We start from the raw sequence: 26,393 nt of genomic DNA on the forward strand, positions 1-26,393 counted from the left end.
CCCATGACGACTCTCTCCTCCCCCACCCAAGACGAACTCAAAGCTCTAGTAGGCCAAGCAGCCCTGCGCTATGTCACCCCTGGCGACATTGTGGGCGTGGGCACGGGCTCTACGGTCAACAAATTTATTGACGCATTGGCCACCATCAAAGACCAAGTGCGTGCCGCCGTGTCCAGCTCGGTAGCCAGCACCGAACGGCTGCGCGCTATTGGCATTCCGGTACTAGACGCTAATGAGGTGGAGCAGTTGTCGGTGTATGTGGATGGTGCCGACGAGATCGACGGCCACGGTTACATGATCAAGGGTGGCGGTGCCGCATTGACCCGCGAAAAAATTGTTGCCGCACTGGCACAGCGTTTTGTCTGCATTGCCGATGCCTCTAAACGCGTGCCCACATTAGGGCAGTTTCCACTGCCCGTGGAAGTGATTCCGATGGCGGCCCAGCAAATTGCCCACCGCTTTGCCGCACTGGGTGGTGAGGCCACCCTGCGCCTGAAGGATGGCCAACCACTGGTGACCGACAACGGCCAGCACATTTTGGATGTGCGTGGCCTGCATATCACCGATCCATTGGGCTGGGAATCCAACATCAACCAATGGCCCGGCGTGGTCACGGTGGGCATTTTTGCCCACCAGAAAGCATCGGTCTGCCTATTGGGCACAGCCCAAGGCGTGGAAACCATCACCTACTGAACACCGCAGCCGCCCTACTGGGCCAGTTGCTCCAACACCCAACCGGCAGCACACTGACCAAAGGTAGCCGTCACGGCCACCACAGAGCCATAGCCGTGGCAGTTGAGGCTGCCATCCCCCTCGACAGCACAAGAAGCATCGGGGGGTGCCACGGCTTCTCGACTGAACACGCAGGGGACACCGATTCTTTTGCCCTCGCGGGGTGCCCCGTGCTGCTTACGCAACCGATAGCGCAACTGTGCCAGCAACGGGTCGTGGGTCGTATGGGCCAAGTCGTCAATATCCACCTTGTGGGCATGGCGCTTGCCGCCTGCCGCGCCCACACTGATAAAGCACTGACGCTGCTGCCGCGCCCAAGCAGCCATTGCTGTTTTGGCCTGAATTTGATCACAGGCATCTATGACTGCGTCCACGCCCGGTGGCAAGATGGCAGGCCAGTTGCCCGGCTCGACAAAGTCCTCAATGCAATGCACCAAGCTGTCGGGGTTGATATGGGCAATACGCTCACGCATGGCCTGCACCTTGGCTTGGCCCACCGTGCTATCCAAAGCATGAATCTGCCGGTTGAGATTGGACTCCGCTACATGGTCAAGGTCGATCAGCGTGAGCCGCCCAACGCCACTGCGTGCCAACGCCTCGGCAGCCCAAGAGCCAACCCCGCCAATGCCCACCACAGCCACATGGGCTGCACGTATCTGCGCAGCCCCAGCACGACCATAGAGCCGCTCCAGCCCACCAAAACGGCGCTGCTGGAGGGCTTGGCGCTCGGCATCGGCTTGCATCTCCGGTGCTGGCAACATCACTTCATCTGCGCCAGCCGCTCTTTGGCGGTGCTGGCGGCTTCCGATTTGGGATAGGCCACCAGCAAGTCTTCTAGCGTCTTGCGGGCACCACGGGTTTCTTTCAGCTCCATTTGGCAGTTGGCAATTGACAAGGCGGCCTCTGGAGCGCGGGCATGGTTAGGCGCTGCGGCCAGCAATGCCTTGAAGTGGGTGATGGCTTCTTTGTAGTTGCGCGTGGCGTACTGGGCATTGCCCAACCAGAAGCGAGCCGATGCCGCATAGCCACTGCGGGGGTATTGCTTCAAGAAACCGGCAAAGGCCGTTTGCGCATCGGCAAACTTGCCACTGCGAAACCCGGCCAGCGCAGCCTCAAAAGCTGTTTTCTCTGCCGGATCGGCCATGAACTCCTGACCATCGACCGATACTTTGATCGGTTCGAACTGGCGCAGGCGCTCATCCACGCCCACAGCAATATCACGCTGCTGGCGTTGCAGCTCGGCCACTTCACGCAGCAACTGCTCGTTTTGACCACGCAATTTGGCTGTCTCGGTGCGCAAAGCGTCAATCTGGTTTTGCAACTCCAGCAAACTGCGGCGCACCTGAGAGCCATCATCACCCGTGCGACGCACATCTTCTGTCGTGCGCTGATTGGCTTGCTGCAAGCTATCGACGCGCTGGCGCAGCTCCAAAATGGCCCGCCGGGCTTCATCGTCTTCAAACAAGGCCGCTTGCGCCGCAGGCAGGCAAGCGCCCGACAGCACCAACACCAAGGCGGGCAGCGAGGCCGCCGCAAAACGGCGGGGCAACGTAGTAGTAAACCTTGGCATCAGCGGTAAGAGAGTTCAGCGCGGCGGTTTTGCGCGTGGGCATCTTCGTTGTGGCCCATCGCAGCGGGCTTTTCCTTACCAAAGCTCACCGCTTCCATTTGGGTGTCGGGCACACCCAGCAGCCCCAGAGCGCGGCGCACGGCTTCGGCACGTTTTTGGCCCAAGGCAAGGTTGTATTCACGCCCACCGCGCTCGTCTGTGTGGCCTTCAATCATCACGGTACGGCCTTGACCAGACTTGATAAAGCTGGCGTGGGCATCAATCAAAGACTGGAAATCGGGCTCGATGGCATAGCTATCGTAGTCAAAATAGACCACACGGCTGATGCCAGCGGGGCCAGCTTGGTTAGCACCAGATTGAGACAGATTGACGCCAGCCACACCGCTGATGCCCGCATTGCCCGACTGTGCGCCATTGAGCGTGCCATTTTGCGTTGGGATGGCGATGGCCGATGCATCCTCCACGGGTGCTTTGCCATCCAGGTTGACACCAGAACTGCAACCGGCTACCAATATGGCAGCCGCTACCGCCAAGGAAAAACGCTTGATCATGAAAAACTCCTACAACTTGAAAAATAATAAAGAAACTACGAAAAATCACTGCTTTTGGAATGGCCCCCAGTCAGGCTCGCGAATATCGCCGCCCTGACCGGCCAAACGGGCTTTGATTTTCCCATCGAGGGTCGTCGTCATCAGGGCTTCGCGGCCTTGCTGCTGGGTCGCATAAACAATCAAGCGGCTGTTGGGGGCAAAACTGGGGTTTTCATCGGCACTGGTATCGGTGATGGCTGTGGCATTGCCGCTAGAAAGCTCCATCACATGCAGTTTGAACGCTCCGCCCACACGCGAGATATAGGCCAGCCAACGGCCATCGGGGCTGACGCTGGGCGAAATGTTGTAGCTGCCCGTGAAGGTGACACGGTCAGCACTGCCCCCAGAGGCGGCTACACGGTAGATCTGTGGTGCGCCCCCCCGGTCACTGACAAAATAAATGCTGCGGCCATCGGAAGAGTAGACCGGCTCGGTATCAATGCCAGCACTTTGCATCAGACGGCGCGGCTCGCCGCCGTTGGCATCAATGGCATAAAGCTGCGAATTGCCATCGCGGCTCAGGGTAACGGCCAAAGTGCGGCCATCAGGAGACCAAGCCGGAGCACTATTAGACCCTCTGAAATTGGCAATCAGGCGCCTGCGGCCAGTTGCAATGTCGTGCACATAAACCACTGGCTTGCGCGACTCAAACGACACATACGCCAGTTGCATTCCCGAAGGCGACCAAGCCGGAGAAATAATAGGCTCTGGGCTCGACAGTGCGGCTTGGGCGTTTTCTCCGTCTGCATCGGCCACCCAAAGGCTGTAGCGTGGCCCCGCCTTGGTCACATAGGCCAGACGGGTAGAAAAAATGCCCGGCTGGCCGGTGAGTTTTTCATAGATAAAGTCGGCCACCCGATGGGCTGCCAACCGCAGATCTGCCGTGACTACGGCATAACTTTGGCCGCCCATATCCTGACCGCGCACTACGTCCCATAGACGAAACCGCACTTCAAAACGGCCATCGGCCAACCGAGTGATGCTGCCAGCGGCCAGTGCCTCGGCAGATTTTTGCCGCCACTGGCCCAAATCAGGGCGCATGCTCTCATCCATGGAGGTGCCACTGGCATCCACACCACGGAACTGGCCGCTGCGTTCGAGGTCGGCCTGCACGATGGCGGCAATTTTTTGTGGCGATTGGTTTTCGCCACGGAAAGGGGCAATAGCCACCGGCAATTGGGTCAGACCCACGCCAGAGACTTCGACCCGGAACTGGGCCAGCGCCGGCAGGGCCGAAGAAGCCAGCGCAGCAGTCAGGGCATGGCGACGGGACAGGCGCGGCAGAGCCGCAACAGAGGAGGTGGGGAAGATCGGGTGGTGGGTCATAAGCGGACAGGAGTCGGGCAATGGCCGAACAGAAGCGGCGATGTTACCAAGGCGCAAAAACCATGTGTGCAAGCACCAAGGCAAGGACAGTGGCAACCGTAGAATCCGCGCCACATGCAAACCACTGATCACTCTACAACGCCAGTCGGCTCTGAGCCCTCCTCTGACGTCGCCCATGCGCGCCTGAGCACCCGTTTGGCACGACTGGCCGTGTATTTTGGCGGTCAACGACTCGCCTGGGGCTTGGCCATCATCGGCACGTTGGCCGGTGCCTTGACCGAACCCCTTTTGGCCGCCTTGCTCAAACCACTGTTAGACCAAGGTTTTACCCAAGGCACGCTGGCGTTGTGGAAAGTGCCTGTAGCCATCATGGGGCTGTTTTTGGTGCGCGGACTGGCGCTGTTTGCCGCGCAGTATGCGCTGGCCCGCATTGCCAATGAGGGCATGTTGGCCCTGCGCCGCACCCTATTTGACCGCTTGCTGGCCGCCGAAATGGGTTTATTCTCCCGGCAATCGGCCAGCAGCCTGGCCAATACCATTGTGTATGAAGTGCAAACTGGCTCCACACTGCTGGTGCAGGCGGCACTGGGCATCTCGCGCGATGGCTTTACCCTGTTGGCGCTGTTGGCTTATTTGCTCTACCTGAACTGGCAACTGACCCTGATTGTGGCCGTGGTGGCCCCCGGCGTGGCCTGGGTCATGAAAACCCTTTCGCGCCGCCTGTACCGGCTGACCAAAAGCAGCCAACAAGCCACCGACGCCTTGGCCTATGTGGTCGAAGAGAATGTGCTGGCACATCGCATGGTACGCCTGCATGGCGCCCAAGCCAGCCAAGCGCAACGCTTTGCTGCACTGGGGCAAGAGCTGCGCCAACTGGCCATCAAATCCACCATTTCTGCCTCGGCCATGACGCCGCTGACACAACTGATGGCGGCTGCAGCCTTGTCCACCGTGATTTGCACGGCGCTATGGCAAAGCCGCACGTTGGGGCTGGCACAAAACGATTTAACCGTGGGTGGTTTTATCTCGTTCATCACGGCCATGCTGATGCTGATCACACCGCTGCGCCGTCTGGCCGATGTGAGCAGCCCCATCACCCGTGGGCTGGCTGCCCTAGAGCGTGGGCTGGCCTTGTTGGGGGAGGCTCCTGCAGAAAAGGGTGGCAGCTACGCCCCCACCCATGCACTGGGCACGTTGGAATTGCGGGCAGTGGGTGTACGTTTTGGCACCGATCAAGCACCGGCGCTGGCCGAGGTCAATCTGGTGATCAAGCCCGGTGAGGTGGTGGCGCTGGTTGGGCCATCTGGTGCTGGCAAAAGTACCTTGGTGCATTTGCTGCCGCGCTTTCTGACTCCCACCACCGGCGACATTTTGTTGGATGGACACACACTGGCAGACTGGCAACTCCAGGCGCTGCGCGCTCAGTTTGCACTGGTAAGCCAAGATGTGGTGATGTTCAATGACACCATTGCCGCCAATGTGGCCTTGGGCACTGTGGTAGATGAGGCGCGTGTGCAGGCTTGTCTGGAGGCCGCCAACTTGGCGGCCCATGTGGCCGCCCTACCCCAAGGAATGCACACACCCGTAGGCCACAATGCCACCCAGCTCTCGGGTGGACAACGCCAGCGGTTGGCCATTGCCCGTGCCTTGTACAAAAATGCACCGATCCTGATTCTGGATGAGGCCACGTCGGCACTAGACACCGAATCGGAGCGGCTGGTACAGGAAGCCCTGCAACGCCTGATGCAAGGCCGCACTACGCTGGTGATTGCGCACCGGCTCTCCACCATTGAACACGCTGACCGTGTCGTGGTGATGGAGCACGGAAGCATTGTGGAGCAAGGCACCCATGCCGAACTGCTGGCCCGCGGGGGGCTGTATGCCCGGCTGCAAAGCCGCTCCACCGGCGACATTGTCCACATCCACAGCTAAAGCTGTAGCGGCCTGTTTCCGTTAAAGTTTCTTACCCTCCTTCCTTGCCTTTGGGGCACTGCGCCATGTCCAACCACACTTTTCTTTGGCACGATTACGAAACCTTTGGCGCAGACCCCCGGCGTGATCGGCCCGCGCAGTTTGCCGCCATCCGCACCGATGCCCAGTTGAATGAGATCGATGCGCCACTGATGCTGTACTGTCAGCCGTCCAACGACTACCTGCCCGATCCGCAATCGTGCCTCATCACCGGTATCACGCCACAACAGGCGGGGCAGTGGGGCGTGCCCGAGCGCGAGTTTGCCGCACGTATTGAGGCAGAAATGGCCCGCCCCGGCACCGTGGGCGTGGGCTACAACACCATCCGTTTTGACGACGAGTTCACGCGCTTTCTGTTCTGGCGCAACCTGATTGACCCTTATGCCCGTGAATGGCAAAACCAATGTGGCCGCTGGGACTTGCTGGACGTGGTGCGCATGGCCTATGCACTGCGCCCAGAAGGTATCGTCTGGCCCACCAAGGCCGATGGCAGCCCCAGCTTCAAGCTTGAAGACTTGAGCCGGGCCAATGGTCTGGCCCATGCACAGGCACACGATGCTTTGTCGGATGTACGTGCCACCATTGCACTGGCCCGGTTGGTGCGCCAGCACAACCCACGTTTGTTCGATTTTTGCTTTGCATTGCACAAAAAAGACCGCGTGGCAGCAGAGCTGCATTGGCCGGTGACGACACAAACGGCACGGCCTTTTTTGCATGTGTCGGGCATGTTTCCGGCAGAACAAGGCTGCTTGGCCGTAGTTTGGCCTTTAGCCCAGCACCCCACCAACAAAAATGAAGTCATCGTCTGGGACTTGGCCCACAACCCCAGCGAACTGGCCAACATAGATGCAGAAACCCTGCGCCTGCGCCTGTTTACCCGCAGTGCCGATTTGCCCGAGGGCGTCTGCCGCCTGCCCATCAAGACTATCCATTTGAACAAGTCACCCATGGTGGTGAGCAACTTAAAAACCCTCACTCCCGCACTGGCCCAACGTTGGGGCATCGACATCGACCAAGCCCTACAACACGCCGCCGTGGCCCGTGATCTGCCCGACATGAGCGCGATCTGGCCCACAGTGTTTGCCCGTGCGCCAGAACCTGCGCTGGATGTAGAGCAAGCCTTGTATGCTGGTTTTGTAGGCCCTAACGACCGCTACCGCCTGAACGATTTGCGCCGGGCCCACGGTGATGCGCTGGCACGGGTACACGGCCACTTTGATGACCCCCGGCTGGATGAAATCCTGTTCCGCTACCGGGCGCGGAATTTTTATGAATCGCTAGACGATATGGAACAAGAACGCTGGCTGGCCCACCGCAGTGCCTGCCTGCTCGATGGGCAGGGCGGCGCACGTACCCTAGAACAGTTGCACCAAGAAATCGACCAACTGTCTGAAACTGCGGACGAACGGGCCGAAGCCATTTTGGGGGCACTCTACGACTGGGCTGACACATTGGCCGAGGGGTTGTAACCACCACGCCAGATGCTTTGGTGCAACATCTGGAGCAGCAAAGGGCGGTTTACCAAAGCCAATTCTGGTTCCAAGCCAGCCCACCCTCCGTGGCCTGTCCCACCAACAACAGATGGTCGGCCAGTTCCACATACAGTGGGCTGGTCGATTGGGCCGGATCTTCTGGCATCTGGTACACCACACCGCCCACTTGCAGCATTTCTATCGCCCGCAACACATCCACCGCACCACTGGCTTTGTGCCGCATCAGTGCATCATGCCCACCCCCGGTGTTGGCATGGGGTATCGGGGCGATTTCATAATCGAGCAAGGCACCCCAATACACCGCCATATCTGTCCCTTCGCCACCATCGAGCGTATCGCTACCATGACCGCTCACCAACACATCGTGACCGCCCCCACCCAACAGGGTGTTGTTGCCCGCTTCTACCGACCAACCCGTCTCGCTCAGATGCTGGTCAATCAGCGAAAGATAGCCCTGGGCATCACGCAAACCGTGGCTGTGTTGCGGATGTTGGGCCAAGGCCAGCCAGATAGCAGACCAGCTCCCACCGGCGTTCAGATAGTCCACGCCCAGGGCGGTCAGTTCTGTAGTCGCTTGGCCCGCGCCCCACACCTGCTCCAAAACGGCAGCCACCTGCACCTGCATAGACGAGGCCGCCAGCGCAGCATGGGTTTGTAACCAGTAAGCATGGGCCATAGCCCCCAGGTCAGTGCTGTTGTAATCGCCTCCCGCCAAAGCCCCCATAGCGGTTAAGGTAGGGAGTTGCCCCACCAGTGCATGCACCAGCAGGGCAGCGTCTTGGGCCACGGGGTAGTCGTCATAGATCCAGGCAAAGCGCGGATCGGTGATCAAACCACTGCCATGATCATTGCTCCAAGCATCTGTCACGCTGCCCCCAGTGCTATTGGCCAGTGGGCTGTGTTGGGGCGTGAAGGCCACATGCAGCCATCCTGCTGGGGTCAGCGCAAAACGCCAGTGTCCTGCATCACTGGCCCCGCCTTGAAGCAGGTCGTTGCCCAGACCGCCTTGCAAGGTATCGTTGCCGATACCGCCCACCACCCAGTCGTTGCCCCCATCCCCAAAGAGCTGGTCGTCACCGCCTTGGGAGCCAATGGTGTCGTCACCATCGCCGCCACGCAGCACATCATCATCCGCACCGAGCACCAGAAATTGGGCACTACCATCGCCAATCACATAGTTGCGCCCAGTGCCACCAAAGGCGTGGGTGGGGCCAATGACGATGGCAAACTCGACCAAGCTCAAATCCAGCATGGTGCCGGGGGGCAACTGGCGACAATCAATCACCAGTGCCTCGCCGCGCTGCGGGTTGTGGCTGTCGTCTTCACCAGTGCCCGTGGTGCCACGAATGAGGATGGCCTCGGCAGGTGCCGTGGTGCTGGTAGTGCCCAGGGTGATGGTACGCACCGTGATTTGATCTGGGTCGGCAACACCGGGAACATACTGGTCAATGCCTTGGGCCAACACATCTTGAAAGTCAGCCGGCAGATCGATACGGGGCTGACTGGCCTGAATGAGCTTTTCGCGCAGAGTCAAACGGCTGGCGTCGATGCTTTCGGAGGTCAGGCCCACACCGACGGGCAAGCTCACCTGCAACAAAGGTTGTCCAGTGCTGTCTTTCGCCAAGGGGATATCGGCCAGTGCGCCGTGGGGGGTGTTGGCATCTTCGGGGCGGGAGTTGCTGACAGGGGAAATGGTTTGGGTAGTGGTGGTGAGGATTTGGCCGCTGCTGTCGGTCTGGGTCGTGATTTGTGTGTGAACGGTGGTGCCGTCCACCGTCTCGATATTGGGTGCAGGTGCAGGTGCAGGTGCAGGTGCAGGAGTGGGTGTGGGTACAGGAACTGGAGCTGGAGCTGGGGTGGGTGCAGGATCGGGAGTTGGTGCTGGTGCTGGTGCTGGTGCGGGCGCACTAGCGGTAGTGAAGTTGTAAGTATTGGTGTCGTTAACCCCAACCGCTGCATTACCCGCAGTATCTTGCAGGGCACCAGCATCCCAATTCACGTAATAAGCTACACCATAACCCAATGGGGTGTTGGGTTGGATAATCATCTCACCACTGCCATTGATATGTACCGTGGCCGCAATGAGAGTGTGGTTCACGATATCCTTCAAATAGACTTTGCTGGTATCTGAGCTGGAATGCAAGGCTTCTGTGAAACGCAGCGTAATATCGCTACCAATACCTGCACTGGCTGCATTGTCCGCAGGGGTACTACCTGCCGCATGAAGACTGGGCGCTACGGTATCCAATACATAGGCTTGGCTACTCTCAGTACCCGTATTACCTGCTGTATCGGCCACGCGTATCTTCAGGGTGTTACTGGCAATCAGTGTCTGCCCCGCCAGCGTCCAACTGCTAGAGCCAATGGTATTGGTAGCTGTAGTCCAAGTGGCACCATTATCTAGAGAAACCTGCACGATTTCTCCGGTCACAGTGGCTGTATTCAGCGTGCCGCTAACGGTCTGTTCATCGGTATAGGTAATAAAGTCGATACTGCTGGCTCCGGTATCGGCCAAGAGAGTTTTGGTAGCAATCGTGGTGGTTGGAACCGCCTGATCCAAAACATAGGGCCGTGCCAAGGCCGTACCAGTTCCAGAAGCATTGGAAACCCGTGCTTGCAGGGTGTTGCTGGCCGCGAGGGTCTGCGCCCCTAAACTCCAGTTGTTTTGGCCGATGGTGTTGGTGGCCACCAACCAAGTGACACCATTGTCCAAAGAGACCTCCACCGTCTCACCGGCTACGGTGATAGCACTCAGGGTACCGGTGATGGTTTGGGCGGCGGTGTTGGTCACCAAATCAGTGCCACTGACTCCTGTGTCCGCAGAGAAGACCACCGTGCTCACTGTGGTGCTGGGGCCCAGACTAATGTTCAGGGTTTCTGTTTGGCTGTCAGTTTGTGTGCCGCCTGCACCGCTATGGCCGCCATCGTCGCTGGCAATGTTGAGTGTGACGGTGCCAGTGGCCCCCACAGCACTGGTGTAGCTGACACCGCTGCCTGCCATAAAGGCATTCAAGCTGCTTTGGGCACCGCTCAGGGTCATGGCGTTGGTGCCACTGCCAGTGACCGTTACCCCCCCGCCGGTGGTGGCGCTAAAGCTCCCTGCGGCTGCCGACAGCGAGAGGGTGATCAGGCTGGCGCTGGCATCCGGGTCGGCCACGCTGATGCCCGTAAGGACGGTGGCGCTGGCCTGGAGAATGTTTTGTGAAGCCGGTGCGGTAATGACCGGTTTTTCGTTCAGGTTGCTCACATTGACAGTGAGCTCTTGTTCCGTGGTATGGGCGGCAGCATCCGCAGCAATCACGGTCAGGCTGTAGCTGCTCTTGGTTTCGTAATTGGCTGACGTGTTCAACGTCAGTGCGCCGGTGCTGCTGTGGATCGTGAATGCGCTGGCATCGGCTCCAGCCAATGAATAGCTCACTGTGCCACTTTCCGGATCACTGGCCACTGCGTTGTAAATGACCGTGCTGGTGGCGGCATTCTCTGCCACGGTGCCAGTGGCACCGCTGGCAAAGTGTGGTGCTTCATCAACATCAGTGACCTGAATAGTGACCGATTGGGTGGCCGCCGCATTGGTGGCATCCTTGGCATTGACAACCACGCTGTAGCTGGGCTTGGCCTCAAAGTCGGCTGCACTGATCAGGCGCACAGCGCCAGCGGCATCAATAGTGAACAAGGCAGCATCGGTGCCCGTGAGCGAGTAGGTGAGCGCATCACCATCGGGATCACTGGCGGTAGCGGCATACACCACCGTGCTGGTGGCAGCATTTTCAGCCACACTGCCGCTGGTACCACTGGTGACAATTGGTGCAGCATTGGCTACCGCAATATTCAAGGTTTCGGTCTTACTGTCGGTCTGTGTACCACCAACGCCCGTATTGCCGCCATCATTAGAGCCAATGCTCAATGTCACAGTACCAGTGGCACCAACAGCCGTGGTGTATTGCACCTTGCTGGCCGCCATGAAGGCGTTGATATTGGTTTGTGTGCCGTTCAGTGTGATGGCGCTGGTGCCGTTGCCCAGCACGGTCACACCGCCACTGCCCATGCTGGTGAATGTGCCCGCCGGTACCGACAGCGACATGGTGATCATATTGGCACCAGCATCCGGGTCTGCCACGCTGATCCCCGTGAGAGCCGTTGCCACGCCCTGATTGACACTTTGCGAGGCCGGGGCCGTCAGCACTGGCTTTTCGTTGATGTTGGTCACATTGATGGTGACTGCTTTCGGCGTGGTGGTCACACCATCCTGTGCCAACACACTAATGCTGTAGCTACTTTTGGCTTCGTAGTTGGCCGAGGCGTTGAGCGTTACTGCGCCAGTGCTGCCATTGATACTGAACAAGGCAGCATCGGTACCCAAAAGGGTATAGGTGATGGTGTCCCCATCCGGATCGGTAGCGACGGCTGTGTACACCACCGTAGTGGTGGCGGCATTTTCGGCAACACTGCCCGTACTACCGCTGGAATACACCGGGGCATCATTTAAATCATTGACATGGATAGTCACTGGTTTAGTGGAACTGGCGATGCCATCGCTGGCCACGATATCAATGCTGTAGCTGCTCTTGGCTTCGTAATTGGCCGATGCCAGCAGACGCAACACACCCGTGGTGCTGCCGATAGAGAACAAACTGGCATCTGTGCCAGACAGCGAATAGGTGATGGCGTTACTTTCTGCGTCAAAGGCAGTGGCGGTATACACCACCGTGCTGATATCGGCATTTTCATCCACCGCGCCAACGGCATCAGAAGTAATGGTCGGTGCAGTATTGAATGCAGAGAGCGCAATCTTGCTGATGGTGCTGTTATCCAACGTCACATACAGTGTATTAGACCCCGCTCCAGCCCACATCACCTCGGTAATGGATGCCCCAGAAAAGGTGTGCTCAATATTGGCCGGGGCGGCCACGCCACCAGAAAGACCAAATTTATACAACGTCCCTTCATCACCCACATAAAAATGAACCCCATCGCTGGTAATGTTTTGTGGATAAGACAAGCCAGTGATAAAGTCACTCGGGCTGCTAAGAGACACTTGCCCATTTGACGCTGAGAATTTAATAACTTTTTTACTATCTGCACTGGTTGCATACAGATTGTTATTGGCATCAATGTAGATTTGCTGCGCTCCTGGAACCACGGCAAATTCCAATGCGTTGACTGGCGTAAAAGGGCCACCCACGTTGGGCATCTTATAAACCTTGCCGTCACCAGAATCTGCAATATACAAATACCCATCTGATGCTACCAAAAGATCAGCAATCAGATTAAAACCAGTGGCAACATCCACCCCATCCGAATTGCCAGGCACACCGCCACTGGCCGGGTATTTAATGACAGAATGATTTCTATTTCCCGTCCCAGCATATAAATTGCCCAAAGAATCAATCGCTACGGATACGATATTTACTACAGAGACACTAAAAAACCCTGCCCCGGCAGCACCACCAGAAATAGCACCGCCCACAGAATTTATTTTATATATTTGATTATTGTCGTAAGAAACCACATACAAATTATTCTGACTATCCGTGGTTAAATCCACAGGAGAATTCAATCCTGTAGCAAAGTTATTACTCACGGTGACGGCCAGTGCATTCATATAGTCAGGCAATACCAATCCAGCGGCGCTCACCTCACCAACACGTGTTTCCAACACCCAGTCGCCTCCCTGTGCGGCATGGCCTGTGAGGTTGGTGGATGCGGCTATGTCGGCTTGGGTCATGCGGTGCAGCTGAGCTAGCAAAGAGGCGCCTGCCTCTGCGGCCCCCACATCGCAACCGTACAGCAGCCAGTCGCCCTCTGCGCTCAAGGCACGGCCAATCATGGCTAGCTCTGCTGCATACCCCTGTAGGTTGTGCGTCCCCAAAGTGGTATAGCCCAGTTGCACTTGACCAGCACTGCCATGACTCAACAAATGAATAGCATCGACACTGCCTTGTGGCAACCCGGCTAAATACTCCGCCATCTGCTGCAACCCGTCTTTTTGGCTGTCAAGCACCACAACATGGGCTTCTGATGCCAGTGATGGCACCAGTTTTTGCCAATCGGTAAGGTTGTCTTCAATAAAGACAATGTTTTGGCGGATGGTGGGTCTATCAAAAATGGGAGAAATCAGCGCGGTCATAAGGCAAGTTCCCAAAGGGCAATGGGGTAATGAGATTACGGTCTGCGCCATCTTTGAGATGCCCCTACTTGCTCTATCAGCTATGCGTTAGAGGCACAAGACTGGGAGCTATTTCAGAGTAACTGTGCAAAATCCAGCACTACACTGCACCAGCACCATGAATCTCAAACGCATCGAATACCTATTGCAAGTGGCCGAGTTAGGCAGCTTTTCGCGGGCAGCGGCTGTATTGGGTATTACCCAGCCATCCCTAGGGCGGCAGGTGCAAAAACTAGAAGAAGAATGTGCAGTGCGGTTGCTGTACCGCCACGGGCGCGGGGTGGCCCTGACCCCCGACGGAGAGAAATTCATTGCCCGCGTACAGCCACTGCTCAGCCAGTTGCGCCAAGTGGCCGCAGACATGCGTGCCAGCCGTGAACAGGTGGCAGGCGAAGTCGCGGTGGGTATGCCCCCCACCACAGTGAGTTTTCTAGGGCAAGCGTTGTTTCACATGGTGCGCCAGCAATTTCCGGGCATACGCCTCAATGTGGTGGAGGGCTACAGCGGCCATATCCATGAATGGCTGCAAGATGCTCGGCTTGACTTGGCAGTGCTGCACCACGCACGCCGCTCTCACCATATACGGCTGGAACCGTTGGCCGATATCCGGCTGGCACTGATCTGCGCCCCCCATGCAGCACCGTGTGAACACCAAGCACACACAGAAATCGACTTTGAACAATTGGCCCGTGTCCCGTTGCTGCTGTCTAGTCGCCAACATGGATTGCGTCGGACACTGGAGCAAACCGCACAACAACAGGGTTTTCGGTTAAATGTGGCGTATGAAGTAGACAGCCTGCGCATTACCAAAGACATCATTGCTGCGGGTTTGGCGCATACCGTGCTCGGGCCATCGGCCGTCAGAGAAGAGCTACAAACTGAACGCCTCGTGGCGTTTCCACTGCGCAATCCAGAAATCCATACCCGTCTGATGCTGGCCTCTGCCAGCCAACGCCCCTATACCGAAGCAACGCGCCAAGTGGCCCACTGCATCAAAACCATCATAGAGAGACTGATGGAGCACGATTGTGGCGAAATCGGGCTGCAGCGCGCATCGCCTTTTTCCTTGCACGAGCTGCCCGACAACCCTTGACTCCATCGGCCACCCCAGCAAGGATTTACCCCTCTATCACGGCCCCAGAAGCCTGGACAGTCTCCCGCCATGCAAGAATCTCTTGTAGCACGAACTGGGAAAATTCATGGCTGCTCATGGGCACAAAGTGCATGCCTTCCGCGTGCATACGTGCTTGTACCACCGGCAATTGCAAAATGCGCTGCACTTGCGCATGGATCTTCTGCACCACCGCCGCAGACATGCCAGCAGGCCCAAAAAGACCCGCCCAGTTCTCCAGCGCCTTGCCCATCCAAGGGGACTTTGCCAGCGATGGCAACCCTCTGACCAACGGCGGTGGGGTGGTGCTCAGTGCCCCTAGTACGGCCAAGGCCCGTAACCGCCCCGACTGCAAATGTGGCATCACGGTTTGCAGGGTGGCAAACATCATGGATGTTTGTCCGCCAATCAGATCTATCAGGGCCGGACTGTTACCTTTGTAAGGCACATGGATGAGATTGAGCCTATTTTTATGCCTGAACAGTTCTCCCGCCAAATGGCTGGTTGTTCCCGGCCCCGCGGAAGCAAAACTGAAATTGTTGTGTGTCCGTGCCAATCCAATCAGTTCCTGTACGGTTCTGGCGGGTGAGGCGGCTGGCACCACCAGCACACCTTCGGCCTGAACCACCAAACTGATCGCAGAAAAATCCGTCACAGGGTGGTATGGCAGACGGGCAAACAATGATGCGTTGATAGCATGGGTGCCGACCGTGCCCATCAAGAGGGTTTGGTGATCGCCCACGGCCTGTGCCACGGCCCCAGCGCCCACCACACCACCATTGCCTGGACGATTATGGACGGTGACAGGCTGGCCCCACGCAACCTCCATGTGCTCGGCCAAGAGGCGGGCATAAACGTCGGCATACCCCCCTGGCGGAAAAGGCACCACGATCTTGACGGGTTTGGTGGGCCAGTCTTCAGCATGGGCGACACACAACTCCCAGCCGCCCCACCCTGCCAGCAACTGTTTCAGTATTTTCCGTCGTGGAATAGTGAGCATGGCAAGGGATAGGAAAAGCACTCGAACACCAAGAGCAGACCCATTCAGGTTGTGTCTTTTTGTGACATCTTTGCTTATCGATCGGTGCGAATGGATAGATTTTTACGAATAGTAAGGTGTGTTGAAGTAAAAAAAAAGCCGACCTTTAAGGTCGGCTTGGATGCAGCCAGGGGTCTATCTGTGCAGATCAGCGTTTACCCACCATCTGAATGATGCTGGAGAAATCTAGCCCACCCTGCCCAGCAATGCTGTGCATGGCGTAGAGATTGCGGGCCAATCCACCCAAGGGCGTGGACGCCTTCACGGCAGTGGCATTTTCTTGCGATAGGCCCAAATCTTTCAGCATCAAATCGGTGCCAAAACCACCGGCATAGCCTTTGCTGGCAGGGGCATTCTCATGCACGCCGGGGCAGGGGTTGTATTTTTCTAAAGCCCAGTTGCCGCCCGAGCTGCGGCGCATGATCTCGCTCAGTACCTTGGGGTCTAGGCCATTGGCTACGCCCAAAGCAATGGCCTCGGAAGTGCCAATCATCAAAATACCCAGCAGCATGTTGTTGCAGATTTTGGCGGTTTGGCCTGCCCCCACAGCACCTGCATGGAAAATATTCGCCCCCATCTTTTCCAACAAGGGCCGGGCACGCTCCAGCACAGCAGCCTCGCCACCCACCATAAAGGTGAGGGTGCCCGCAATGGCACCACCCGTACCGCCAGACACCGGGGCATCGATAAATTGCACGCCTTGGGCTTGTGCGGCTTCGGCCACTTTGCGCGCACTGGCCGCAGCAATGGTGGAGCAATCAATCACCAAAGCGCCCGCAGGCAACAGGGGCAAGATACCAGCTTGCGTGCCTGTGCCCAAGAACAGCCCTTCGACATGGGCGCTGGCGGGCAACATGCTGATCACCACTTCGGCGCCCTGCACCGCAGCGGCGGTATCGGCAGCAATGGTGATGCCTTCGGCAGCCAGCTTGTCACAAGCGGCGGTGGACAGGTCAAATGCTTTGACGGTATGGCCGGCTTTGTGCAGGTTCAGGGCCATAGGGCCGCCCATATTGCCCAAACCGATAAATGCGATATTCATGAAGATGTCTCCAGTGTGTTTTATGGGGGTGAGGTGATGTCAGCGGATAGCGTCGGGGGCATCGGCATCCAACATGCGGCGGCCAATAATGACGCGCATGATTTCGTTGGTGCCTTCCAAAATTTGGTGTACGCGGGCATCACGCAGCAGACGCTCTAGCGGATATTCGCGGATATAGCCATAGCCACCATGCAGTTGCAGTGCCTCGTTGCAAACGGTAAAACCGGCATCCGTGGCAAAACGCTTGGCCATCGCGCAATAGGTGCTGGCATCGGGAGCCGCAGCATCGAGTTTGCTGGCGGCCAGCCGCACCATTTGCCGGGCGGCTACCAGCTCGGTCGCCATATCGGCCAGCTTGAATTGCAGGGCTTGGAAGCTGGCCAGCGGTTTGCCAAACTGTTTGCGCTCCTGCATATAGGCCTGTGCCTGCGTCAATGCGCCTTGGGCCGCGCCCACGGAGCAGGTGGCAATGTTGATGCGGCCACCGTCCAAGCCTTTCATGGCAATTTTGAAGCCCTCGCCCTCTTGGCCGAGCAGGTGGTCGTGGGGGATGCAAACGTTATCAAAGCTGATGGTGCGCGTGGGTTGGCTGTTCCAGCCCATTTTTTCTTCTTTTTTGCCGTAGCTGATGCCGGGGGTATCGGCTGGCACGGCAAAGGCAGAAATGCCTTTAGCGCCGTCTTCGGTGCTGCCGGTGCGGGCCATCAGCACCAACATATCGGTGCTGCCAGCACCCGAGATAAAGGCTTTGGCACCGTTAATCACATAACCAGCATCGGTGCGTTGGGCGCGGGTCTTGATGGAACCGGCATCAGAACCGGCACCGGGTTCGGTCAGGCAGTAGCTGGCTAACTTTTGGCCGGTGGTCAGTGCCTCGCCCCAAGTGGTGCGCACGGCATCGGTGGCCCAAGTGCCCAACATCCAAGTTGCCATGTTGTGGATGGTGATAAAGGCGGTGGTAGAGGGGTCTACCGCGGCCAGTTCTTCAAACACCATCGTGGCATCGAGCCGGGGCAAAGCCAGACCACCCGCATTCTCGGGGGCATAGAGGCCGCAGAAACCCAACTCGCCCGCCTTGGCGATGGCCTCACGCGGGAAAATGCCCTCGGCATCCCAATGGGCGGCATGGGGGGCCAATTCGGCTTGGGCAAAATCGCGTGCGGTTTGCGCGAAAGCCCGTTGATCTTCGGTCAGCTCAAAATCCATAGACAACAGTCTCCAGCAGGGTTCTGCAAGGCTGTGGGCCGGGGCAGCGCCAGTGCCACCCCGGCCCACAGCCTCGTGGCTTATTACTTCAGGCTGATGGTGGTGTTAACACCTTGACCCGCCGTGCTGTCGTCAAACCAGCGGGCCGTGACGGTCTTGGTCTGGGTGTAGAACAGGATGACTTGCTTGCCATAGGGGCCCAAATCGCCCAACTTAGAAGCGCGCGAGCCCGTGAACGAGAACAGCGGCACCGGCACAGGCACGGGCACGTTGATGCCCACTTGGCCCACATCGATTTCTTCTTGGAACTTGCGCGCCGCTGCACCCGACTGGGTAAAGATGGCTGTGCCGTTGCCATTGGGGTTGGCGTTGATGAATTCGATGGCTTCGTCCAAGTCTTTGGCAGCCACCAAGCTGAGCACGGGGCCAAAAATCTCTTGGTCGTAAATTGCCATGCCGGGCTGCACGCCCGAGAAAATGGTCGGGCCGACAAAGTTGCCATCTTCATAACCGGGCACTGTGGGCTTGCGGCCATCGAGTTCGAGCGTTGCGCCATCGGCCACGCCGCGCTCAATCAGGCCTTCAATGCGGGTCAATGCACCACGCGAAATGACTGGGCCTACATCGGTGCCTTTTTCCGTGCCCGCACTGACCTTGAGGGTTTGCGCCTTGGCGACCAAGTCGGGCACCCATTGTTGGGCCTCGCCCACCATAATCACCACTGGCAGGGCCATGCAGCGTTGACCAGCGGCACCAAACGATGCCCCGGCAATGGCGTTCAGGGTTTGTTCTTTGTTGGCATCGGGCAGCACGATGGCGTGGTTCTTGGCACCCATCATGCACTGGGCACGCTTGCCTGCCAGCGTGGCGCGGTTATAGACGTGGGTGCCCACTTTGGTGGAGCCCACAAACGACACCGCCTTGATGTCTTTGTGGTCGCAAATGGCATTCACGGCATCTTCGCCACCGTGAATCACGTTGAGCACACCGGCAGGAATACCGGCTTCCAGCGCCAGCTCGACCAAGCGCATGGTCACCAGTGGGTCTTGCTCGGAGGGCTTGAGCACGAAGGTGTTGCCAGTGGCAATCGCCATCGGGAACATCCACAGCGGAATCATGGCTGGGAAGTTGAAGGGGGTGATGCCAGCGCACACGCCCAGCGGTTGCAAGAGGGTGTAGGTATCCACACCACTGGCCACGTTATTGGCCAGCTCACCCAATTGCAAGTTGCCAATGCTGGCGGCGTGCTCTACCACTTCGAGGCCACGGAACACATCGCCTTCGGCATCGGGCAGGGTTTTGCCTTGTTCTGCCGTCAGCAGGGCGGCCAGTTCACCCATGTTTTCGCGGATGAGCTGTTGCAGCTTGAGGAAGATACGGGCGCGGGTGCCGATGGGGGTCTTCTTCCAAGTTTTGAAGGCTTCTTTGGCAGCAGCGACGGCAGCGTCAATTTCTGCGGGCGTGGCAAAGGGCACGCGGGCAAGCACTTGTTGGGTAGCGGGATTGACGACATCGCGCCATTGGGTGGTCTGGGATTCGACGAATTGGCCGTTGATCAGCAGTTTGACGGAAGGTGCAGTCATCAGTGTTGTCTCCTGGAAATGGGGCTATATGCCCGAGCCACTGCATCCTATCTGTGCGGTTTTATTCAAACAATAGGCAATTTTGCGCAATTGATCTGCAAAAATGCACATCCCTTGCCTGCCTGTAACACGATGGACTGGAATCACCTGCGCTACTTTTTGCAATTGGCCCGTGCGGGCACCCTGGTCAGTGCGGCGCGGCATTTGGGTGTAGACCACACCACTGTGGCGCGACACATTCAGGCACTAGAAAAGCAAATGGGGGCCGCCCTGTTTGCCCGCGAGGCCGGGGGCCACCGACTCACCGAACTGGGGCGCCAATTGCTACCTGCGGTAGAGGCGATGGAGTCTGCGGTCATGGGGGTGGAGCGTGTTGTGCCTGCGGCGGGCAGCGGCCCGGCGGGGTTGGTGCGTGTGGGCGCCACTGAGGGGTTTGGCACCTTGATTCTGGCGCCACAACTGGCCCGGTTAACACAACGCCATCCACAACTGTCCATCGATTTGTTGGCCCTGCCACGCATGGTGCATCTGTCGCGGCGCGAGGCAGATATTGTGATCTCGCTGGAGCGCCCTCGGCGCGGGCCGGTCATTGTGAGCAAACTGGCCGACTATGTGCTGCATCTGTATGGTCAACGTGAATATCTGGCCCGCCGCCCCTTGGTGACACAGCGTGAAGATTTGCGCCACCACGCTTTTGTCAGCTATGTGGATGACCTGCTTTTTACCAAAGAACTGCAGTTTTTGGATGCCCTACACCAGCCTGAACGCTTTGCCTTTCGCAGCACCAGCATCACCGCACAACACGAGGCTGTGCGCGCTGGGGCAGGGCTGGCAGTGCTACCGGCCTTTCTGGCCGACCGCGACCCACTCCTGATGCGCGTACTGCCCGAAGAAGCCCGCTTTACCCGCACCTTTTGGATGAGTATGCCCGCCGAGTCCAAGCATTTGGCCCGAATGCAGGCCGTGTGGGGCTTTCTGCGTGAAATTGCCAAGGAGCGCCAGCACTGGCTGCTACCCCCATAACGGTGTATGGTGCCGCTATGCGCTCAATGGGCACCGCTGGCATCCGCAGCCCCAGCAGCGCCCATGCGTGGTGGGCGCTGCGTCAACCACACTAGGCTGATCAGTACCAAAAACATCCCAGCCGAGCCGAGAAAAACGTCATTGGCCGCACGGGTGTAGGCTTGCTGGTCGATCAGGCGATTGATCTGCGCCAATGCCTGTGTGTTGCTCAGGCCCGAGGCCATTAAGGCATCGAGCGTACTGGCAAACACCCCTTGGCCTTGCACCAGCCCTTCCGTCAGGTGGGCATGGTGCATGGCGGCACGGTTGTCCCACAAGGTGGTGGCAATCGAGGTGCCCATGGCTCCCGCCGTGATGCGCACAAAATTGCTCAGGCCCGCTGCGGCGGGAATACGGTCTGGGGTCAATCCAGCCAACGTCAATGTGGTCAATGGAATGAAAAAGAAGGCCATTGCACCACCCTGGATCAATGTGGGGATCAGGATATGGCGCATATCGGTCTCTACCGTGAATTGCGAACGCATCCACAGCACCAATGCAAACACCATAAAAGCAGCCGTTGCCATGCGGCGGGGATCCCACACGGCCACTTTGCGCCCAGACAGTGGCGTCAGCAAGATGGCAAACACCCCCACAGGTGCCAATGCCATCCCGGCTGAAGTGGCGGTATAGCCCATCCACTGCTGTAACCACAGCGGCAACAACACCACATTGCCAAAAAACAGCGCATAAGCCACCGACAATGCCAACGCACCAAAGGCGAAGTTGCGCCGGGCAAACAGCCGCAAATCCACTACTGGGTGTGCATCGGTCAACTCCCAGACGATGAACACCGCAAAAGCGACCACTGCCACCACAGCCATGAGGACAATCTCACCAGAGGCAAACCAATCCAACTCCTTGCCCTTGTCCAGCATCAGTTGCAAAGCACCCACCCACAGCACCAACAACGACAGGCCCACGGTATCGATGGGGAGCTTGCGACGGGGGGTTTCACGATGGCGATAAATGCCCCAAGTGATAACTGCTGCCAGCAAGCCGATGGGCACATTGATATAAAAAATCCACGGCCAAGAAACGTTATCCGTAATCCAGCCCCCCAGCAGTGGCCCCACTACCGGAGCCACCAGCGTAGTCACCCCCCACAGCGCCAGCGCCGTGCCAGCCTTGGCACGCGGATAGCTGGACAGCAACAGCGTTTGCGACAGTGGAATCATGGGCCCAGCCACCAGCCCCTGCAACACCCGAAACAGCACCAACATTTCCAGCGACGAGGCAAAGCCGCACAGCCAGGAAGTCAGTACAAACAGCAATACGCTCCAAGTGAACAAACGCACTGCCCCAAAACGCTGTGTCAACCAGCCCGTGAGCGGCACGGAAATGGCGTTGGCTACGCCAAAACTGGTGATCACCCAGGTGCCCTGGCTAGGACTGACACCCAAATCACCGGCAATGGCCGGAATTGACACATTGGCGATGGAAGAGTCCAGCACGTTCATGAACGTTGCCAACGACAGTGCCAAGGTACCCAACAGCAGGGTGCTGCCCTGCAAAGGAACTTGGGCTGGGGGGGGTGCAGTCACACTCATCGCAATGGCCTACATTTATTGCACCGCACGGGCGGGGCTGGCGTTCGGCATCGGCGGATGGCCCAAGTGGGTGGCAATGATGGCTTGCACCTGAGCATCAGCGGTGTGTTGGGGGGTGTCAAACACTGGGGTGCTCTGGGCTGGTGCGGTGCGCGGCGTATCGGCCAACGATTTGCCCTCTTGCTGGCGCACGTCTACCACCGCCTCCATCGACAGCCCCACGCGCAACGGATGGGCTGCCACCTCTTTGGCATCCAGCGCAATACGCACAGGCACCCGTTGCACCACCTTGATCCAGTTGCCCGTGGCATTTTGTGCAGGCAGCAAAGCAAAAGCGGCCCCCGTTCCAGCGCCCAGCCCAGCCACCGTGCCGTGGTACACCACTTTGGTGCCATACACATCGGCAGTCAACTCGGCAGGCTGGCCCATGCGCAGGCTCTGCAACTGGCTTTCCTTGAAGTTGGCATCAACCCAGAGCTTGTCCAGCGCCACCACGGTCATTAAGGGGGCACCGGCAGCCACGCGTTGACCCAGTTGCACCGCGCGTTTGGCGATATGCCCATCTACCGGGGCGCGCAACTGTGTGCGCTCCAACGCCAGATGGGCCTCACGGACGCGGGCTACTGCCTGCTGCACACTGGGGTGCGCTTGTGGTGTGGTGCCATCGGTCTGTGTCTGGCTGGCCAGCAATTGCTCTTTGGCCGTCAGCAAGGCCGATTGGGCTGCCGCCACTGCACTTTGGGCCGATGTCCACTGGGCCTTGGCATGCTGGAGTTCTTCTTGTGCTACTGCGCCGGTAGCGAGCAGGGGCGCTCGGCGATTGACATCGTCTTGCAGCCGGGCAGCCTCGGCTTGGGCGCGGGCCAAATCGGCCTCACGCAGGCGAATCTGTGCTTTGAGTGCGCCATGACTGGCGAACAGCGTGCGCACTTCACGCACCGTCTGGGCCAATTGTGCCTGTGCCTGCTCTAGTGCAATGCGGGCATCTGCCGCATCCAGCTGCACCAGCACTTGCCCGGCGCGGACAAACTCGGTGTCTTCCACACCAATGGACACCACTGTGCCAGCCGCCTGCGGCGTGATCTGCACCACATGGCCTGCCACATAGGCATTGTCAGTGCTTTGGAAGTGCCCGGCGTGCCACCATTGCCAGCTCGCCCAGCCCGCACCTCCCACCAACGTGGCAGCAGCAATCAGGGCCAAACCACGACGGCGTGCGGTTTTCATCTCGGTAGAGGTCAGGGTGCTCATGGGCGTAGAACTTTCAGATACGAAGAGGAGACCAAAGATGCGCAGCCGTCAGCGGACTGCTGTGGTCAAGGTAGCGGTATCGTCGTGCCAGCCACCACCCAAGGCCTGCATCAGCACCACCTGGGTGTCCAGTTGCCGTGCGCGCACGTCTAGCGCCAGACGCCGCTGCACCAGCAGTGGGCTTTGGCTGTGCAAGAGGGCCAAGGCATTGGACAAACCGGCACGGTGGCGCTGTTCTGCCAAACGGTAGCTGGCCTCGGCCTCGGCACTGGCTTGGGCTTGCAGGGTGTGCTGACGAGCCAACGATTGCACTGACGCCACAGCATCGCCCGCCTGTTTCACGGTCTCCAAGACAGCGCCGTTGTACTGTGCAATGGCACTGTCTAGCTCCGCCTGACGGCTGCCCAGTTGGGCACGCAGGCGCTCTCCATCAAACAGCGGCAGCCGCAAAGCGGGTGTCACCCCGATCTGGCGTGCCCCAGCCGATAACAGATGACCCACGCCCAAGGCATTCAGCCCCACAAAGGCACCCAAATGGATATCAGGATAAAAATCGGCGCGTGCCCTTGTGACGCCTTGCAGGGCCGCTTCAACGCGCCAGCGAGCCGCCACCACATCGGCACGGCGACCCAACAAATCCGCCCCCAAAATAGCGGGCACAGGCTCCAGCACCAATTGCTCAAGACTGGGGGTGAGCGTGGATTGGGCATCGGGGGCTTGGGCACACAACACCGCAATCTGACGCCGCGCCAAAGTGATCTGCTCTTGCAATGCCTCTTGTTGCGTTTGCGCTTCGGTCAGGGCGGCCTGTGCTTGCGTGACCTCCAGTTGGCTATCGAGCCCCGCAGCCACCCGTTGCTGGGTCAAATGCAGCAAGCTCTGGCGTTGCGCCAGGGTTTGCTCCGCCACCGTTTGCTGGGCCAACCACCGGGCCAAGGCAATATAACTGCGCCCCAACTGGGCAGCCAGTGCCTGAGCAGCCACTGCGGCATCGGCCTGGGCCGCCCGTGCCTGCCCCAAGGCCGCAGCCAGCTCAGTGGCATTGCGGTCGAAAAAGTCGGGTGACCAGCCCAAGTTGGCTTGCAGGTTGGCACTGTTCCAAGTGTTTCCGGCGATGGGTGCGGGCACCAAACCGTGGGCACTGTAGCGTTGGCGGGTGGCATCAACGCCTAGGCTGGCATGCAGGCCATCTGCGCTACGGCTGCTATCGGCCAGCGCCTGCGCGCGGGCCAGCCGGGCGCGGGCTGCTGCCAGACTGGGATGCCCTTGCAGGGCCAGTGCCATCAGGTGGTTCAGTTGCCCATCGCCTAGCCCCCGCCACCACTGTGCAGAAACCTCCGCCGTTTGCGCAACACCCAGACCCAACATGGCGGCCGTGGTGGTGGCCAAAGGCAGGTGTTCAGGGCCGGGGGTAGAGCAACCGGCAGTCGCACATGCCACCAACACCCAAACCATTCGTGCAGGGCGGGGAAAAAAACCAGAAATTGGCATAAAGCACTAGCAAGAATGGTTTAGAGGTCTGGAGTCTCAGCCCCAGAGGGTTGGCACCAGCGGCTACCATTGAGCAACATGCGTTGCAACAGATGCTGCAATTGCTCCCACTCCTCTAGGCTGAAGTCGCACAGATGACCGTTGAGCACCTCGGCCAGCACAGCGGGCACCTGTTCTGCCACTTTGCGCCCCGCTTCCGTCAACACCACATGCACGACGCGGCGATCTTGGCTACAACGCTGGCGCTGTACCAATCCCTTGGCTTCTAGCCGATCGAGTGCACGGGTGATAGCGCCCGGATCAATCTCAATCTGGCGCGACAAAGCGGCCACCGTGCTGCGCCCAGATTGGAGCAATAGAAAAAGCGGCACCCACTGCACTGCAGTAACTCCATGCACAGCCAGCCGTGCATCGGCTTGCACACGAATGGATTCCACCACCTTGCGCATCCAATAGCCCACGCTCTGACCTGGCTCATAGTGCTCTGGTGAATAAAAGTTGCCTGGGGTGGGTGGGGGAATCATGGACATGCCTGCATTTTATTGACTAGGCAATTATTGTTTAGTCAATAAAATTGAGTTGACTAAATTTGTCGGAAATCGTGGTTTTCACCCGGTGCGCGGGAAGCCCCGGAGTTCAGTCCGGGGTTGAGAGCGCGCACGCCGTAGGCGTGCTAATAGGGATTAGCAATCCATAATCTACATCATGGACTGCACCAAAACCCTGCGTCTGCGCATCAAAGACAAGCACGCCAAAGTGCTCGCGTTGATGGCGCGTGAGGTCAATCAGGTCTGGAATTTTTGCAACGAAACCAGCCACCGCGCCATCCGCGAGCGCCACCAGTTTCTGACTGGTTACGACCTGCAAAAGCTGACCAATGGGTTCAGCAAGTGCGACTGTGTGCAGATTGGTTCGCCCACCGTGCAACAGGTGTGTGAGGACTACGCCAAAGTACGCAAGCAATTCAAAAAAGCCAAACTGCGCTGGCGCGTCTCCAACCCCCAGAGCAGCAAATACAGTCTGGGCTGGATTCCGTTCAAAGCGCGTGCTGTGCAATACAAGGCAGGGCAAATCGCTTTTGCGGGTCAGAAATTGAGCCTCTGGGACAGCTACGGTCTGGCGGACTACGAGTTGCGCGCTGGCAGCTTCAGCCAAGATACACGCGGGCGCTGGTACTTGAATGTGGTGGTGAAGGTGCAAGTCCAAGCCA

The 26,393-nt window shown here is 58.5% G+C and carries 19 protein-coding genes; 6 read left to right on the plus strand and 13 right to left on the minus strand.

Annotation, left to right across the window (positions count from 1 at the left end):
* Nucleotides 1-3 precede the first annotated feature (3 nt).
* A complete protein-coding gene (gene rpiA, locus ACYVB2_RS13205) occupies nt 4-693 on the plus strand; it encodes a ribose-5-phosphate isomerase RpiA (RefSeq protein ID WP_382433571.1) in 690 nt (229 codons plus the stop codon).
* A gap of 14 nt (nt 694-707) precedes the next feature.
* Here rpiA and ACYVB2_RS13210 read toward each other — a convergent pair whose 3' ends face one another.
* From ACYVB2_RS13210 to tolB, 4 genes are read right to left on the minus strand one after another with little or no spacing between them, the layout of a single operon-like run.
* Complete coding sequence (locus ACYVB2_RS13210) at nt 708-1,493, minus strand: tRNA threonylcarbamoyladenosine dehydratase (RefSeq protein ID WP_382433569.1); 786 nt, start codon at nt 1,491-1,493, stop codon at nt 708-710.
* Nucleotides 1,493-2,302, minus strand: coding sequence for a tol-pal system protein YbgF (gene ybgF / locus ACYVB2_RS13215; protein ID WP_382433567.1), 810 nt, complete (start codon nt 2,300-2,302; stop codon nt 1,493-1,495). The genes ACYVB2_RS13210 and ybgF overlap by 1 nt, the downstream gene beginning before the upstream one ends.
* Nucleotides 2,302-2,853, minus strand: coding sequence for a peptidoglycan-associated lipoprotein Pal (gene pal / locus ACYVB2_RS13220; RefSeq protein ID WP_460536895.1), 552 nt, complete (start codon nt 2,851-2,853; stop codon nt 2,302-2,304). The genes ybgF and pal overlap by 1 nt, the downstream gene beginning before the upstream one ends.
* Before the next feature lie 45 nt (nt 2,854-2,898).
* Nucleotides 2,899-4,218 (minus strand): Tol-Pal system beta propeller repeat protein TolB, encoded by a 1,320-nt coding sequence (gene tolB / locus ACYVB2_RS13225; protein WP_382433563.1) that lies wholly within the window; start codon nt 4,216-4,218, stop codon nt 2,899-2,901.
* Between the two features lie 114 nt (nt 4,219-4,332).
* On the opposite strand from tolB, the gene msbA reads away from it, so the two are divergent.
* Nucleotides 4,333-6,150, plus strand: coding sequence for a lipid A export permease/ATP-binding protein MsbA (gene msbA / locus ACYVB2_RS13230; protein WP_382433561.1), 1,818 nt, complete (start codon nt 4,333-4,335; stop codon nt 6,148-6,150).
* A 65-nt stretch (nt 6,151-6,215) separates the two neighbouring features.
* Nucleotides 6,216-7,658, plus strand: coding sequence for an exodeoxyribonuclease I (sbcB, locus tag ACYVB2_RS13235; protein WP_382433559.1), 1,443 nt, complete (start codon nt 6,216-6,218; stop codon nt 7,656-7,658).
* A 49-nt stretch (nt 7,659-7,707) separates the two neighbouring features.
* Here sbcB and ACYVB2_RS13240 read toward each other — a convergent pair whose 3' ends face one another.
* A complete protein-coding gene (locus ACYVB2_RS13240; RefSeq protein WP_460536900.1) occupies nt 7,708-13,809 on the minus strand; it encodes a DUF4347 domain-containing protein in 6,102 nt (2,033 codons plus the stop codon).
* A 157-nt stretch (nt 13,810-13,966) separates the two neighbouring features.
* Here ACYVB2_RS13240 and ACYVB2_RS13245 point away from each other — a divergent pair, with 157 nt between their 5' ends.
* Complete coding sequence (locus ACYVB2_RS13245) at nt 13,967-14,941, plus strand: LysR family transcriptional regulator (protein WP_382433555.1); 975 nt, start codon at nt 13,967-13,969, stop codon at nt 14,939-14,941.
* Nucleotides 14,942-14,966: 25 nt separating this feature from the next.
* On the opposite strand, the gene ACYVB2_RS13250 is transcribed toward ACYVB2_RS13245, so the two are convergent.
* From ACYVB2_RS13250 to ACYVB2_RS13265, 4 genes are all read right to left on the minus strand, one after another.
* On the minus strand, nt 14,967-15,959 hold the full coding sequence (locus ACYVB2_RS13250) for a Bug family tripartite tricarboxylate transporter substrate binding protein (protein WP_382433553.1): 993 nt from the start codon (nt 15,957-15,959) through the stop codon (nt 14,967-14,969).
* Between the two features lie 187 nt (nt 15,960-16,146).
* Nucleotides 16,147-17,040 carry a 3-hydroxyisobutyrate dehydrogenase gene (gene mmsB / locus ACYVB2_RS13255; protein WP_382433551.1) on the minus strand — a complete coding sequence of 298 codons (894 nt, stop codon included), beginning with the start codon at nt 17,038-17,040 and terminating at the stop codon, nt 16,147-16,149.
* Nucleotides 17,041-17,079: 39 nt separating this feature from the next.
* Nucleotides 17,080-18,246: an acyl-CoA dehydrogenase family protein gene (locus tag ACYVB2_RS13260; protein WP_382433549.1), complete on the minus strand. Its 1,167-nt coding sequence runs from the start codon at nt 18,244-18,246 to the stop codon at nt 17,080-17,082.
* A gap of 83 nt (nt 18,247-18,329) precedes the next feature.
* The gene (locus ACYVB2_RS13265; RefSeq protein ID WP_382433547.1) at nt 18,330-19,829 is read right to left on the minus strand and encodes a CoA-acylating methylmalonate-semialdehyde dehydrogenase; all 1,500 of its coding nucleotides are present in this window, start codon (nt 19,827-19,829) and stop codon (nt 18,330-18,332) included.
* Nucleotides 19,830-19,961: 132 nt separating this feature from the next.
* On the opposite strand from ACYVB2_RS13265, the gene ACYVB2_RS13270 reads away from it, so the two are divergent.
* On the plus strand, nt 19,962-20,852 hold the full coding sequence (locus ACYVB2_RS13270) for a LysR family transcriptional regulator (RefSeq protein ID WP_382433545.1): 891 nt from the start codon (nt 19,962-19,964) through the stop codon (nt 20,850-20,852).
* Between the two features lie 23 nt (nt 20,853-20,875).
* On the opposite strand, the gene ACYVB2_RS13275 is transcribed toward ACYVB2_RS13270, so the two are convergent.
* From ACYVB2_RS13275 to ACYVB2_RS13290, 4 genes are read right to left on the minus strand one after another with little or no spacing between them, the layout of a single operon-like run.
* The gene (locus ACYVB2_RS13275) at nt 20,876-22,441 is read right to left on the minus strand and encodes a DHA2 family efflux MFS transporter permease subunit (RefSeq protein WP_382433543.1); all 1,566 of its coding nucleotides are present in this window, start codon (nt 22,439-22,441) and stop codon (nt 20,876-20,878) included.
* 15 nt (nt 22,442-22,456) lie between these two features.
* Nucleotides 22,457-23,692: an HlyD family efflux transporter periplasmic adaptor subunit gene (locus ACYVB2_RS13280; protein ID WP_382433541.1), complete on the minus strand. Its 1,236-nt coding sequence runs from the start codon at nt 23,690-23,692 to the stop codon at nt 22,457-22,459.
* A gap of 48 nt (nt 23,693-23,740) precedes the next feature.
* Nucleotides 23,741-25,147 carry an efflux transporter outer membrane subunit gene (locus ACYVB2_RS13285; RefSeq protein WP_382433747.1) on the minus strand — a complete coding sequence of 469 codons (1,407 nt, stop codon included), beginning with the start codon at nt 25,145-25,147 and terminating at the stop codon, nt 23,741-23,743.
* Between the two features lie 56 nt (nt 25,148-25,203).
* Nucleotides 25,204-25,713, minus strand: a complete 510-nt coding sequence (locus tag ACYVB2_RS13290; RefSeq protein WP_382433539.1) for a MarR family winged helix-turn-helix transcriptional regulator — start codon at nt 25,711-25,713, stop codon at nt 25,204-25,206.
* A gap of 175 nt (nt 25,714-25,888) precedes the next feature.
* Between ACYVB2_RS13290 and ACYVB2_RS13295 the strand changes: the two genes are divergently transcribed.
* Nucleotides 25,889-26,393 (plus strand): nuclease/transposase family protein (locus tag ACYVB2_RS13295; protein WP_460536911.1); only part of this gene is annotated, 505 nt, incomplete at its 3' end.

It is taken from the genome of Giesbergeria giesbergeri (assembly GCF_054779375.1).

Coding starts and splice junctions, on each gene's coding strand:
- rpiA (WP_382433571.1), top strand. CDS start 4: ATGACGACTCTCTCCTCCCCCACCCAAGACGAACTCAAAGCTCTAGTA.
- ACYVB2_RS13210 (WP_382433569.1), bottom strand. CDS start 1,493: ATGTTGCCAGCACCGGAGATGCAAGCCGATGCCGAGCGCCAAGCCCTC.
- ybgF (WP_382433567.1), bottom strand. CDS start 2,302: ATGCCAAGGTTTACTACTACGTTGCCCCGCCGTTTTGCGGCGGCCTCG.
- pal (WP_460536895.1), bottom strand. CDS start 2,853: ATGATCAAGCGTTTTTCCTTGGCGGTAGCGGCTGCCATATTGGTAGCC.
- tolB (WP_382433563.1), bottom strand. CDS start 4,218: ATGACCCACCACCCGATCTTCCCCACCTCCTCTGTTGCGGCTCTGCCG.
- msbA (WP_382433561.1), top strand. CDS start 4,333: ATGCAAACCACTGATCACTCTACAACGCCAGTCGGCTCTGAGCCCTCC.
- sbcB (WP_382433559.1), top strand. CDS start 6,216: ATGTCCAACCACACTTTTCTTTGGCACGATTACGAAACCTTTGGCGCA.
- ACYVB2_RS13240 (WP_460536900.1), bottom strand. CDS start 13,809: ATGACCGCGCTGATTTCTCCCATTTTTGATAGACCCACCATCCGCCAA.
- ACYVB2_RS13245 (WP_382433555.1), top strand. CDS start 13,967: ATGAATCTCAAACGCATCGAATACCTATTGCAAGTGGCCGAGTTAGGC.
- ACYVB2_RS13250 (WP_382433553.1), bottom strand. CDS start 15,959: ATGCTCACTATTCCACGACGGAAAATACTGAAACAGTTGCTGGCAGGG.
- mmsB (WP_382433551.1), bottom strand. CDS start 17,040: ATGAATATCGCATTTATCGGTTTGGGCAATATGGGCGGCCCTATGGCC.
- ACYVB2_RS13260 (WP_382433549.1), bottom strand. CDS start 18,246: ATGGATTTTGAGCTGACCGAAGATCAACGGGCTTTCGCGCAAACCGCA.
- ACYVB2_RS13265 (WP_382433547.1), bottom strand. CDS start 19,829: ATGACTGCACCTTCCGTCAAACTGCTGATCAACGGCCAATTCGTCGAA.
- ACYVB2_RS13270 (WP_382433545.1), top strand. CDS start 19,962: ATGGACTGGAATCACCTGCGCTACTTTTTGCAATTGGCCCGTGCGGGC.
- ACYVB2_RS13275 (WP_382433543.1), bottom strand. CDS start 22,441: ATGAGTGTGACTGCACCCCCCCCAGCCCAAGTTCCTTTGCAGGGCAGC.
- ACYVB2_RS13280 (WP_382433541.1), bottom strand. CDS start 23,692: ATGAGCACCCTGACCTCTACCGAGATGAAAACCGCACGCCGTCGTGGT.
- ACYVB2_RS13285 (WP_382433747.1), bottom strand. CDS start 25,147: ATGGTTTGGGTGTTGGTGGCATGTGCGACTGCCGGTTGCTCTACCCCC.
- ACYVB2_RS13290 (WP_382433539.1), bottom strand. CDS start 25,713: ATGTCCATGATTCCCCCACCCACCCCAGGCAACTTTTATTCACCAGAG.